The sequence below is a fragment of the Cytobacillus dafuensis genome (assembly GCF_007995155.1).
GTDB lineage: Bacteria > Bacillota > Bacilli > Bacillales > Cytobacillaceae > Cytobacillus > Cytobacillus dafuensis.
On record NZ_CP042593.1, the window covers coordinates 2180782 to 2194281 of the forward strand.

Sequence of the window (13500 nt, forward strand, 5' to 3'; positions counted from 1 at the left end):
GAAAAATGTTTAAACGAGTAGCGGCAGATGTATTAGGTCTTAGTGATATCGGAAGTGTAATCAATCCATCTGATTATGATAAAGTGGATGCCGATGATTATGTACTTCACGAGGATAATGAAAAAATTTACTTTCTGATCAAATCGAAAACAGACGAATATTGCTTTACAAATAAAGCCTTAATTCATTTAGATGGTACAAGTGCCATAAGTAAAAAGCGAACTTTAAAAAGGCTTAGCTATAAGGAACACTCTATTTCAAATGTTACCCTTGAAACAGCTGGTACAGTTGATCTGGATGTTGAGATTAAGTTTGTGATGGGCTCTGAGCATTATTCAATTGATGTACACAAGAAGCATATAGAGGAGTTAAAAGATTTATACAAAGCACTAATTAGAATATCTGAAATTTGTCATGAAAACGAAGTATCAATGGGATATGCTGAGAAGAGCTTAAATCTTACATCTAATACTTTCAGTCGCTCTGCGATACCTCAAGATCATAATCTAGTTGATAATTTTAGAATAATAAATGAAACGGCATTCAATTGGCTTATGAATAGCAGAAAAAAATATTGCGTCAAAGACTTTGGATTTGTTTTTGAGAAATATATTAATAATTAATGAGAGAAAGCAGTTATCTATCATAATGGATACTGCTTTTTTATATTTAGTTTGATAATTAGAACAAAAGGGGTGCTTCAGATTCATATCCAGTAAAACCTCACAACATGTCCTGTACTTTGGGAAACCTCCACTGATGGAAGATTCACTTTATCGCAGATTAACGGGCAGTAAGACCTCCACTACAAGGTTGCGAGAGAATCAAAGAAATCTAAGTGGGGGATCAACTGCCCGTAAAGGCCCGATTGGTTCAACTAACCATCAGTGGGGGATGAAAGAAAACCCCCACTGATGGAAGATTCACTTTATGATATAATAGGTCTATACATTTTCAATTACGCGATTGAAAAAAGCGCATTATGATATCAACAGATATTTGGAGGGTACTATGGCAGCTTATACGCCAATGATACAGCAATATTTACGAGTAAAGGCAGAGTATGAGGATGCCTTTTTATTTTTTCGTCTCGGTGATTTTTATGAGATGTTTTTTGACGATGCTATCAAAGCATCACAGGAATTAGAGATTACATTAACAAGCAGGGAGGGCGGCACGGAGGAACGCATTCCAATGTGTGGTGTGCCTTATCATGCTGCTCCAAATTATATCGAACAATTAGTAGAACGCGGGTATAAAGTAGCGATTTGTGAGCAAACAGAAGATCCGAAGCAAGCGAAGGGTGTAGTAAGGAGAGAAGTCGTTCAGCTGATTACACCAGGAACGATGATGGAAGGCAAAGTCCTGCATGATAAAGAAAACAACTATATAGCTTCCATTACACATTTTGAAGATGACACATTTGGCTTTGCCTATAATGATCTTTCTACAGGTGAAACAAAGGTTTCTCTGCTAAGCTCAGGATTTGATGAAGTATTAAATGAGCTTTCTGTTTCTGGGGCAAAGGAATTAGTAGTTGAATCCAGCTTTAACGAGGAATGGAAGCGAAAAATAAAAGAGCGTTCTGTCATGACTTTTTCATTTGAAGATGATTGCAGCCCTATGGACCAATATCATCATTTACTTGAAGAAGTGAATCAAGACAAGCTACGTCAAACCATTGCAAGACTATTTAACTATTTATATCGTACGCAAAAAAGAAGCTTAGACCATTTGCAAAAAGGAACAATCTATCAACCTCATCATTACCTTAAAATTGACTATTTTTCAAAGCGGAATTTAGAACTGACTGAAACGATTCGTTCCAAGGGGAAAAAAGGGTCATTGCTATGGCTGCTAGATGAAACGCAAACCGCAATGGGAGGAAGATTATTAAAGCAGTGGGTCGATAGGCCGCTTGTGAATGAAGACGAAATTATTAGCCGCCAGAAGCTTGTTGAAACCTTTATTAACGCTTATTTTGAACGGGAAGAGCTTAGAGAAAAATTAAAGGAAGTGTACGACCTTGAACGATTAGCAGGGAGAGTTGCGTTCGGAAATGTTAATGCACGCGATTTAGTCCAGCTTAGACGTTCATTACTTCAGATTCCTGAATTAAAGGACCTGCTTAAAAATCTATCAAGTGCCGAAGCTGAAACTCTTTCTGAACGTCTTGATCCATGTGAAGAAATTGTCGATCTTTTAGAAAGCGCGATAATGGATAACCCGCCATTATCCATAAAAGATGGCAATATGATAAAGGATGGGTATCATGAGGAGCTAGATAAGTATCGTGATGCTACCCGGAACGGGAAAACGTGGATTGCATTACTGGAGAAGCAAGAACGTGAAAAAACAGGAATTAAATCGCTAAAAGTAGGCTATAATCGAGTATTTGGCTATTATATAGAAGTTACGAAAGCGAATCTTCACCTATTACAGGAAGGCCAGTACGAAAGAAAACAGACACTAACTAATGCCGAAAGATTCGTCACACCAGAATTAAAGGAAAAAGAGGCACTCATTCTTCAGGCTGAGGAAAAAAGCATCGAGCTTGAATATGAGCTTTTTACAGCTGTTCGTGAACACGTAAAAGAATTTATTCCACGCCTTCAATCTTTAGCAAAATCAGTTAGTGCACTAGATGTTCTACAATGCTTTGCAACGGTAAGCGAGAAGAGACATTATGTAAAACCTGTCTTTTCAAAGGAACACCGGATAATGATAAAAGACGGCCGTCATCCCGTAGTGGAAAAGGTTATGAATGCACAAGAATATGTTCCAAATGATTGTTATATGGATGCCGAGAGAGAAGTGCTCTTAATTACAGGGCCGAATATGTCAGGTAAAAGTACGTATATGAGGCAAATTGCCTTAACGGCTATCCTTGCGCAAATTGGCTGCTATGTGCCGGCATCAGAAGCTGTACTGCCAATTTTTGATCAGGTTTTTACTAGAATCGGGGCAGCAGATGATTTAATTTCTGGACAAAGTACGTTTATGGTAGAAATGCTGGAAGCAAAAAACGCCATTGTAAATGCGACTCAGAATAGTCTCATTCTATTTGATGAAATCGGGCGTGGAACATCTACATATGATGGGATGTCCCTAGCTCAGGCGATTATTGAATACATCCATCATCGAATTGGTGCGAAAACATTATTTTCAACCCATTATCATGAACTAACAGTTTTAGAAGAAGAACTTACAAGAGTGAAAAATGTGCATGTAAGTGCAATTGAACAAAACGGAAAAGTGGTATTCCTTCATAAAATAAAAGAAGGAGCAGCTGATAAAAGTTACGGGATTCATGTCGCACAGCTCGCTGAATTACCAGAGGAACTAATAAATAGGGCGAATGAAATTTTAACTAGATTTGAGCAACAGGATGAACAAATTAATTCTGTGAAAGAAAAGGAATTTTCTAACGCAGCTAAGTCAAATACTCAGCTTTCTTTCTTTGAAGATCAAAGTGAGGTGAAGGAATCTGCCTTTTCCTCTAAAGAAAAAAGCGTCATAAGTAAAGTGAAAACACTTGATATTTTAGAAATGACACCAATGCAGGCATTAAATACTTTATATGAGCTTCACAAAAAATTAAAAGGTTAGTTTAATGAGAAAAATTCACAATGAGTGAGGAGGTGTTGGCAAATGGGAAAAATAATTCAGCTTGATGATGCACTTTCCAATAAAATTGCTGCTGGAGAAGTAGTGGAGAGACCTGCATCCGTTGTAAAAGAGCTCATGGAGAATTCGATTGATGCAGGCAGTACAATCATTGAAGTCGAAACGGAAGAAGCAGGTCTTACGAAAATACGCATCATAGATAATGGAGATGGAATTGAAGAGGAAGATGTGTTAACAGCCTTACAGCGCCATGCCACAAGTAAAATCAAAGATGAAAATGATCTTTTTCGAATTAGGACTCTCGGATTTCGTGGAGAGGCTTTGCCAAGTATAGCTTCTGTTTCAAGAATCGAAATGAGAACCTCTACAGGAGACATTGGAACTCGTGTAATTGTGGAAGGCGGCAAGGTGAATACGGTTGAAAAGGCACCAGGCAGAAAAGGGACAGATATTGCAGTTACTGATCTTTTCTTTAATACACCTGCCAGATTGAAATATATGAAAACCATTCATACTGAGCTTGGCAATATAACAGATGTCGTTAATCGGCTTGCCCTTGCTCACCCTAAGGTTTCGATTCGTCTCACTCATAATGGAAGAAATCTCCTTCATACGAACGGAAATGGAGATGTCAGGCAAGTATTAGCGGCGATATATGGAATGAATGTTGTAAAAAAAATGGTCCGCATTGAAGGGAGTTCTCTTGATTTTCGTATTAATGGATATGCAGTTTTACCAGAAGTAACGAGAGCATCTAGGAATTATATCTCCACAATGATTAACGGCCGATTCATTAAAAATTACGCTCTTGCCAAAGCAATCCAGGAAGGCTATCATACACTATTGCCAATAGGCAGATATCCAATTGTGCTCTTAAATATTGATATGGACCCAATACTAGTTGATGTAAATGTCCATCCTTCTAAAATGGAGGTTCGTTTAAGTAAAGAGCAGGAATTGAATGAGCTTGTTACTGATACAATTAAAGCAGCATTTAAATCACAAGAATTAATTCCGACCGGCTTTACCCAGCCAAAAGCTATTCAGCCAAAACAGGAACAAACATCATTAGAGCTTGATCATATTCCAGAGAAAATGAAAATCTTGGATGAAAGCTTAGAGCAAGACCAAATTACTTCTTTTGTTCGTGAAAATAGAATTCCAACAGTGCCGAATAAGACCGATTTTTCTTCTCAAGTAATAGAAAAACAACTAGAACAAGTTGAAAGAGATTTACCTTATACAAAAATCGTTGAAACTAGCGACTCAAGTTTCAATGATTCATACATGGAACAAGAGGATCATGTACATTTATCACGTGTACCTCCATTGTATCCAATCGGGCAAATGCATGGAACGTATATAATGGCGCAAAATGAAAAAGGTCTATATATCATTGATCAACATGCGGCACAGGAACGAATAAAATATGAATTTTTTAAAGAAAAGGTCGGCAAAGTGGCAAGCGAGCTGCAGGAAATGCTTATTCCTCTTACCTTCGAATATTCAACTGATGATTATATTAAGATTAACGAATATAAAGATGAATTAGAGAAGGTCGGTGTTTTCCTTGAGCCATTCGGCCATAACAGCTTTATAATCCGTTCACATCCACAATGGCTTCCAAAAGGTGAGGAACAGGTCATTATTGAGGATATGATCGAACAGCTGCTATTAATGAAAAGGGTAGATATTAAAAAGCTGAGGGAAGAAGCGGCTATTATGATGAGCTGCAAGGCATCGATCAAAGCTAATCGTCACTTAAGAAATGATGAAATTCAGAGTTTAATAGATGAACTTAGACAGACTTCTGATCCATTTACATGTCCACATGGTCGTCCGATTATTATTCAATTTACAACTTACGAAATGGAAAAGATGTTTAAAAGAGTTATGTAATTTTTATCAAAGGAGAATCCTTGTATTTTAAGGGTTCTCCTTTCGATTTTTATTGAAATGAGCACTTTTAATGTTGTTAAGGGTAAAAGTGTCTGTCACGAATTCAATTTTCCTTATCAAGTAATTCAATAATTCTATCTAGTTTTTGTTCAATACTATTTGTTTGGCTGGGTTGTTTTGTAAGGAGTGAACGAACAACAAAAAACACAGCAAAAAATATCCCGATAATAAAAATAAACATTAAAAGCTGAACCATTAAATCACTAATATTCATATTGATTCCTACCTTTACAAGTATTGGGGTAATTATAACACAATAATTTTTAGAGTAGGTTGAAATATATATAAAAGGGTGAGTTGGTTGAGTAAGGATTTGTTGTTGTGGTAAATGCGCTCATTTGTAGTACAAAAAGGAAATATGAATAATTGTCTATTCATCTAATCTTTTTTATTGTGTATTGCAAAATAAAAGAATTTTGTTTTGGTGCGTGGGAAAAGAATGACTTGGTATTGCGGATTGTTGTAGGAGAATTTGATTCAAAATTATTATTTAAGGAAAAAGAGTGCAAAAAGTAGTTAATATTACAAGTTTTGAAAGAAGCTGTAGCATTATTCCATCTCCTTATGATATTGAGTATTTTAATAATCTAATAATATAGTTTGATTATTTAGGTTGTATATATTAGTTGTAAATTTATTGTTAATTAGCATGTGAGATGTTTAACGTAATAATAAAACAGGAGATTTGGAAGGAAAAGGATGAAGTTGTTTTGGTTAAAGTTTAATAGAAATATTACTAAGGGATAGAATAAAAAGGAAAGAACTATTGCTCTTCCTTTTTTTCAAAGTCAGTACCATCTAATTTCGCTGAAATTTCTCTTAATACTTGATTTCTTTCTCTTTGTGCTTTGATTAGATTCGTACAAAACAAAATGATGAATCCAATAATAACTAAATAAATAAAAAGGATAAAACCCGGCATATTCAATTCAACTCCAATGTACATAATTATTGTAATTATAACACATATTGGAAATTGCAAATTTGAATACTCTTTGAATTTATTAAAATATATAAGTCTTAGATAATAATGAGGGAAACCTCCCAATCAAAGGGAAGATTGGGAGGTTAGTCTGTTATTAACTGAAATACTATTTTTTTACAGCGTGGATGTAATGAATCGTTTCGAATGCAGACAAATAATCTGTACGATTTTGAAAGAATTGATTATTAATAGCAACAGGTGATAAATGTTCATAAATGAGTAAACCTGCGTTTTCTAACACTTTCTCCATTTCATCATAAGTAAAACATGATTTCATTGGCTCACCGCTTGCTGAAGCCATTTGAACCATATTTTGAACTCGATTAGATACTCCTTTTTCTTCAAAAAGTTTATCATCTGCATAATCAAATACGATAGAGCTTCCTGATGGTAATTTGGTAAATAATTGATGAATCAAGTTGGCATTTTCCTCTTTAGTTAAATAATAAGAAACACCTAAAAGACTAAAGAAAGTTTTTTGGTTAGGTAGAAAACCCTCTTTAACAAGATTTCGAACCATAAATCCTTTGGTGAAATCCATTGAAACAAAATGAAGATTATCCGGAATTTGATAATTAGCATTTGCTAACCTTATCTTTTTAGAGTTTTGTGTGGCTGGATAATCAACCTCAAATATTTCTAAACGATCGTTTAATTCTGGGTATCGGAAACAGAAGGTATCTAATCCAGCTCCTAGAATGACATACTGATTAACACCTAGCAATATTTCATGAAATAATACTTTTTCACAAAACGCAGCACGTGCTAAAGGAGTTGGAGAAAGCTGGACTTGTGTAATCCATTTTAAAATTTCATCTGGATGATCTTGAAACTTCTTTGCTATTTCATGATTAAAAAATTGAATTCCTCTTATCATGTTGTCACGAATCTCTGTAAATTCTTTTGGGGTAATTAATTCATTTGCAATAAAATCATCAAAAATTTTGGGTGTGTCATATTTACTGTGATATGCTCGACCAAATGCTGATATTAAGGAAGTTAAACTTGATTCATTTTTCTTCATAGCATTAATCCTTCCATATAACAAAAATAAGATTCCCCTGGCCAGGAGAATCTTATTATATACACATTTGTTTTAATTGTAAAATTATAGCATAAATAAAAATTTTTGTCAATAAAAACGCTTCGTTTAATAATAACTAATACATTCCCTTGAAGTAAATATTCTTAGTTTTTAAACCGACTCATTAATAATAAAAGTATTGGTGGTTTTGCTGATTATATTCTGGATTATGACCAATTTGAATACCGTAGTGATTCATAAAATGTGAATGATTTTGAGATATGTTACCGCCGACTCTATTACAGTTTTATTAATTCAGCGTCTCTAGAAATCACTGTAACATGATGGTATTGAGCTATTAGGGGTGATAAGTTTTCATAAAACATCGTTTAAAAACTTGTCATTGGTGTACAGTGTATGTAGGGAGTTTCTTTATTGAAATAAACTATAAAATTAAAGGGGGAGAGCTATAATTTCTCTCCACTTTTTCATGACAATACTATTCAGTAAACGAAATGGGGGATCCAGTTGAAGTATGCTGATTAATCCAGTCAAGAGAGACTCTCGAAACATCTTTCCAGTCAGGTATTTGTGATTTATGCTGTTCCACCCAACTCATACAATATTGGGAGTCTATACTATGTTCTTGGCACTGTTCTAAGAATGATTGGATGTTTGACTCCGTGCAGTTTTGCCATGTTACACATGTGTTATGAAAAATTTTTTCCATTTTCTGTTGTAAAGAAAGCTCATTTGCACTAGACATCATCGATTCCTCCTTTTGTTATTCCGCAAATGGCGATTTTAGCACTGCCAACATTCATTTTGTCCAAATGTTAATTATTTATGACTTTAGTAATTAAAAATGAACATTCCGAAGAAATAGGTAAGGCGTTTTTGAGGAATGTAATGACGAAAATTCGGATATGATATGACTTTGAAAAATTATGATAAATAAATGATTGATCAAATGTTTATTAGTTGGACTTTGGATTTTACAGAAAAAAAGAGTCCCATCTATTAGGATGGCAACCCTTTCTAAGGTCATTCTGCTTCTATTTGGATTGCTGTAATTTTTCTGCAATCTACAATCAGTGTTGAACCTGGTTCAGTTTCAAGATCTATGAAGAAAGCACAACAAGTTTTATTGTTTAAGTAAATAAACTGAACGTCCTCTAAAACTTGACCGCCATCTAAAAAAACATCTACGTCAGTTTGAGCTTGTAAATTTCTTAGAGTATCACATATGCAACCATACAGCGGCTATTATGGTCATTTCGGTCATTTTGACAATCCTTACATTGACCTTGACTGGATCTTTTACTACTCATCATAAAAAATCCCCCTTCCTCTTAAGGGTAGCTGAACATTTAAAGCATATGATTAGATGAGATTTAGGGATTGGAATATAGGTTAAAATCTATTTATTAAAGCGTTAAAAAGGAGTGGATCTGTATATGGCAACAAATAAAAAACAATCTGAAGAAATAGGCAAGAATCCTCTAAAATTGTCAGGTCATCAAAAAGTGGTTGAATTTATGGGCAATCTCAATCATCCTCTAAAAAAGGAGATAGAGGTAGTTCGAAAAATCATCTTAAGTGCTAATATCCAATTAACTGAACATATAAAATGGAATGCCCCGAGTTTCTGTATTAATAATGAAGATAGGATTACTTTAAATCTGCAAGGAAAAGGATATTTCAGACTTATTTTTCATTGTGGTGCTAAGGTAAAAGATAGCAAAAAGGAGGGGCATTTATTTGATGACACTACCGGTTTATTGGATTGGGTAACTTGTGATAGAGCTATTGTAAAAATTACTGAAATGAGTGATTTGATAGCTAAGAAAGATAGGCTTGTAGAAGTAATAACTAAGTGGATAGACGTGACGGGTAATATAGAAAAATAATAAAGCTAGAAAAAATTATCTAGTTCTGGGCTAATTTCGATTTGATTCTAGATATAATTCTAATTAAGTTACTATAATATTTTTATGTAAACTAAAAAAACAATTAAAAAGAGTCCAAAAATATTTTTTGGACTCCAAAAAGTTCAAATATGCATTATTTGACAGCGCTCTGTAATTTTCCGATAAACTTTAATGCTTTTCCTGTTCCAATCGCCACAGATTCAAGTGGATTTGGAGCTAGATGGACGGGAACAGAGATTTCTTTTGAAATCCAATCCTGCAATCCGTTAATTAGGGCACCACCGCCTGATATTATTACTCCTCTATCTACAATATCGCCGCTTAATTCTGCAGGGCTGTCTTCTAATGTAGCCCGTATAGCTTCTAGAATATGGAGTAATGACTCTTTTATGGCATCTCGAATCATATAAGAAGTCAAAGTTATCGTTTTAGGAAGTCCTGTGACAAGATCCCTTCCGCGAATTTCCATTGTCATTTCATCATGATCAATAAGTGCGTAGCCAATTTCAATTTTCACTTGTTCAGCTGTTCTTTCACCAATTAGAACATTAAACTCCTTTCGAACATACTGAATAATATCATCATCCAATCTGTCTCCACCTACACGGATAGAATGACAGGCAACGACACCGCCATATGAAATAATGGCTACCTCTGTAGACCCTCCGCCAATGTCAACAACTACATTGGCAACGGGTTCGTCTACTGGCAAGCCTGCTCCAATAGCTGCTGCAACTGGTTCTTCAATTAAATGAACTTGTTTAGCACCAGCATGACGGACAGCATCATGTATGGCTCTTCTTTCTACACTTGTTGATCCAGAAGGGGTGCATATCACCACGTTAGGTTTTCTGATTGAGAAGCCAGCTGTTTTCGTTGCCTTAGCTATTACGTAGCGAAGCATTTCAGTTGTTGTATCAAAATCAGCAATGACGCCATCCTTTAAAGGCCTAATCGCAATAATCGTTCCAGGTGTTTTACCAATCATTTCTTTTGCTTCTTTTCCTACAGCTAGAACCTTTTTCGTATTCGTGTCAATTGCTACAACGGAAGGTTCATTAAAAGTAATTCCTTTATTTTTACAATATACGAGGATATTAGCTGTTCCAAGGTCAATTCCTAATTCAGAGTTCGAAATCATATTTTTCCCACCTAATCTATTTCTCTTAATCTGCTACTCTAAATAATCTTCTAATAAAGTACCATGAATGAGGGGGTATTCTTTTGTTTGTTATAGAATCGTTAATAAATTGTAATGTAAGATGAAATAATGCCCAAGTATTCCAGTGTCAAAAATAACGCCTAACTTCTAGCATTAGTGCTCTTACAGTCCGCTATCCTTATAAAAAATCATACAAAGTATAGGAATTGGAATTTCTGTCAATAATGGTTAAATGTTGGATAAAGGAACGAAATCTACACATAATGAAAATCGCTGAAAGTAATCTAAGTTTGTGATACGATAGGGATAATTAATTGGAAGTTGAATAAAAGGCAGTGTGAATGTATTGGGAGAAAAAGGGAAAGAGAAGCTGGTCGTGCTAATTGGTCCAACTGCCGTTGGTAAAACCAAATTAAGTATCGAATTAGCAAAGAGACTTAATGGAGAAATTATAAGTGGAGACTCGATGCAAATTTATAGGGGAATGGATATTGGTACTGCAAAAATTAAAGAGAGTGAAATGGAAGGAATTACTCATCATTTAATTGATATAAAAGATCCAGACGAGCCATTTTCTGCTGCTGAGTTTCAGGAATTAGTCAGAGAAAAAATTAAAGAAATAACATTCAGAGGGAAGCTTCCAATGATCGTTGGAGGAACGGGTTTGTATATCCAATCCGTTATTTACGATTATCAATTTTCTGATGCCCCATCTGATGAAGACTTTCGAGTATTACTTGAAAAAAGAGCTGAAATAGAAGGATATGAAGTGCTGCATAATGAATTGATGCAAGTTGACCCTGATAGTGCACAGAGAATTCACCCTAATAATGTTAGAAGAGTGATTAGAGCGTTAGAAGTTTTTCATTGTACTGGAAGAACGATAAGCGATTACCAGAGTGAACAGAATCCTGAGTTAATGTACAACACTGCTTTAATTGGGTTAACAATGGATAGGGAAAAATTATATAAACGTATTAATCTGAGAGTAGATATGATGATCGATGAAGGGCTACTCCTTGAGGTCGAAGGATTTTTCAATCAAGGATTAAAGAATTGTCAATCTATACAGGCTATTGGCTATAAAGAGCTGTATGAATATTTTAATTGTCATGTAACGTTAGATGAGGCAGTTTCCCAGTTAAAACAAAATTCTAGGCGTTATGCGAAAAGGCAGCTAACTTGGTTTCGGAATAAGATGGAAGTAGACTGGTTCGATATGTCAAATGTGTCTGATTCGAATGAGTTTGAAAAAAAACTTCATGAAATTTCCACTCATATTGAAGGAAAGCTGCAAATAAAATCGAATACATAGTAATAGAGATAAAAGAGGAGGATGTAAGATGAAAACATCTATCAATATTCAAGACCAGTATTTAAACCAGCTTCGTAAGGATTGTACAAATGTTACTGTTTTTTTATTAAATGGATTTCAAATTAGAGGCCAAATTAAAGGATTTGATAATTTTACAGTTCTTTTTGAATCAGAAGGCAAGCAACAGCTTGTTTTTAAACATGCCATTTCTACATTTGCACCTCAGCGCAATGTACAACTAGACATGGAAAACCAATAATTAAAATTTAAATTATAGAAGGTTCAGCTTCTTCGGAAGATGAACCTTCTTTTATTTCGTTTTTTAAGTATAAAAAACCTTTAATGAAGTTAGAAGCAATTGAATACATATAGGTAAGGAAATGTGTAATAGGTTTCTTTACAACGATATAGTCTAATTTTTTGAAGATAATAGGAAAAATTTGATATAGGCTTTTGTCACAAACAAAGAATCTGAGCGTATACTGTTCCTGAGAACGAGAGGTGAAAGCTTTTGGACCAGCCGATTCGAATGAAAAATAATGGCCAGATCAGCATCGTCCTAAATTCACAAAAACGAAAATCATTAGCAAAAGAACCGATTGAATCGCCACTTGTACAAAAGGATTTTCCACCTGAGCATTCAGCTTTAAAAGAAATTGAGGAAGAATTAAATGCTCTAGTTGGAATGGAAGAAATGAAACGAATGATAAAAGAAATATATGCGTGGATTTACGTAAATAAAAAACGGGAGAATGCCGGACTAAAGGCTGGAAAACAGGCACTTCATATGATGTTCAAAGGGAATCCAGGGACTGGAAAAACAACAGTTGCCCGACTGATTGGAAAGCTTTTCCTAAAGATGAATGTTTTATCGAAAGGCCACTTAATAGAAGCTGAACGAGCGGATCTCGTGGGGGAATATATAGGTCATACAGCGCAAAAAACTCGAGATTTAATAAAGAAAGCGATTGGCGGAATCCTTTTTATTGATGAGGCCTATTCACTAGGCAGAGGGGGAGAAAAGGATTTTGGCAAGGAGGCTATTGATACCCTTGTCAAGCATATGGAGGATAGGCAACACGAATTTATTCTCATCCTTGCAGGCTATTCAAGAGAAATGGATTATTTCCTAACCTTAAACCCTGGACTGCACTCGCGATTCCCGTTAGTAATCGACTTTCCAGATTATTCAGTTGTTCAGCTCATGGAAATTGGTGACAGAATGTTAAAAGATCGGGAATACACATTAAGTCACGAAGCAGAAAAAAAATTACGTGATCATCTACTGTGGATAAAAACGCATTTAAATCCAATTAGTTTTTCTAATGGACGATATATAAGAAATGTATTAGAAAAATCAATTAGGGCTCAGGCTATGAGACTATTAATACAAAATAGCTATGATCGGCATGAATTAGTAACAATAAGAAGCAATGATTTAGTATTTGAAAAGGATTAATGATTAAAGGATTCCTCAACTTAGGAATCCTTTAATCA

12 protein-coding genes are annotated in these 13500 nt (G+C 34.9%); 7 read left to right on the forward strand and 5 right to left on the reverse strand.

Translation table 11 applies throughout. The annotated features are described in order from the left end of the window. Nucleotides 1-5: 5 nt before the first annotated feature. The 3 genes from FSZ17_RS10310 (at nt 6) to mutL (ending at nt 5526) form a co-directional block, all read left to right on the forward strand. On the forward strand, nt 6-623 hold the full coding sequence (locus tag FSZ17_RS10310; RefSeq protein ID WP_057769965.1) for a PH domain-containing protein: 618 nt from the start codon (nt 6-8) through the stop codon (nt 621-623). Nucleotides 624-1011: 388 nt separating this feature from the next. Beyond that, nucleotides 1012-3609, forward strand: coding sequence for a DNA mismatch repair protein MutS (mutS, locus tag FSZ17_RS10315; protein WP_057769967.1), 2598 nt, complete (start codon nt 1012-1014; stop codon nt 3607-3609). 42 nt (nt 3610-3651) lie between these two features. Beyond that, nucleotides 3652-5526 carry a DNA mismatch repair endonuclease MutL gene (mutL, locus tag FSZ17_RS10320; RefSeq protein WP_057769970.1) on the forward strand — a complete coding sequence of 625 codons (1875 nt, stop codon included), beginning with the start codon at nt 3652-3654 and terminating at the stop codon, nt 5524-5526. Between the two features lie 103 nt (nt 5527-5629). Here the strand turns inward: mutL and FSZ17_RS10325 are convergent, their stop codons facing one another. The 4 genes from FSZ17_RS10325 to FSZ17_RS10335 all read right to left on the reverse strand — a co-directional run bounded on the left by FSZ17_RS10325 (nt 5630) and on the right by FSZ17_RS10335 (nt 8364). Then, entirely contained in the window at nt 5630-5800 is a 171-nt protein-coding gene (locus tag FSZ17_RS10325; RefSeq protein WP_082625185.1) for a DUF4083 family protein, read from the reverse strand. A 549-nt stretch (nt 5801-6349) separates the two neighbouring features. Next, the gene (locus FSZ17_RS23350) at nt 6350-6508 is read right to left on the reverse strand and encodes a hypothetical protein (protein WP_185150686.1); all 159 of its coding nucleotides are present in this window, start codon (nt 6506-6508) and stop codon (nt 6350-6352) included. Nucleotides 6509-6677: 169 nt separating this feature from the next. Next, on the reverse strand, nt 6678-7595 hold the full coding sequence (locus FSZ17_RS10330) for a class I SAM-dependent methyltransferase (RefSeq protein WP_057770669.1): 918 nt from the start codon (nt 7593-7595) through the stop codon (nt 6678-6680). 499 nt (nt 7596-8094) lie between these two features. Beyond that, nucleotides 8095-8364, reverse strand: coding sequence for a hypothetical protein (locus FSZ17_RS10335; protein ID WP_228460313.1), 270 nt, complete (start codon nt 8362-8364; stop codon nt 8095-8097). A 688-nt stretch (nt 8365-9052) separates the two neighbouring features. Between FSZ17_RS10335 and FSZ17_RS10345 the strand changes: the two genes are divergently transcribed. After that, on the forward strand, nt 9053-9505 hold the full coding sequence (locus FSZ17_RS10345; RefSeq protein ID WP_057769975.1) for a DUF1801 domain-containing protein: 453 nt from the start codon (nt 9053-9055) through the stop codon (nt 9503-9505). Nucleotides 9506-9659: 154 nt separating this feature from the next. On the opposite strand, the gene mreBH is transcribed toward FSZ17_RS10345, so the two are convergent. Next, nucleotides 9660-10667 (reverse strand): rod-share determining protein MreBH, encoded by a 1008-nt coding sequence (mreBH, locus tag FSZ17_RS10350; RefSeq protein ID WP_057769977.1) that lies wholly within the window; start codon nt 10665-10667, stop codon nt 9660-9662. Between the two features lie 367 nt (nt 10668-11034). On the opposite strand from mreBH, the gene miaA reads away from it, so the two are divergent. The 3 genes from miaA to spoVK all read left to right on the forward strand — a co-directional run bounded on the left by miaA (nt 11035) and on the right by spoVK (nt 13462). Then, nucleotides 11035-12003, forward strand: coding sequence for a tRNA (adenosine(37)-N6)-dimethylallyltransferase MiaA (gene miaA / locus FSZ17_RS10355; RefSeq protein ID WP_057769978.1), 969 nt, complete (start codon nt 11035-11037; stop codon nt 12001-12003). A gap of 28 nt (nt 12004-12031) precedes the next feature. Beyond that, nucleotides 12032-12262, forward strand: a complete 231-nt coding sequence (hfq, locus tag FSZ17_RS10360) for an RNA chaperone Hfq (RefSeq protein WP_057769980.1) — start codon at nt 12032-12034, stop codon at nt 12260-12262. Between the two features lie 252 nt (nt 12263-12514). Then, the gene (gene spoVK / locus FSZ17_RS10365; RefSeq protein ID WP_057769982.1) at nt 12515-13462 is read left to right on the forward strand and encodes a stage V sporulation protein K; all 948 of its coding nucleotides are present in this window, start codon (nt 12515-12517) and stop codon (nt 13460-13462) included. Nucleotides 13463-13500 lie beyond the last annotated feature (38 nt).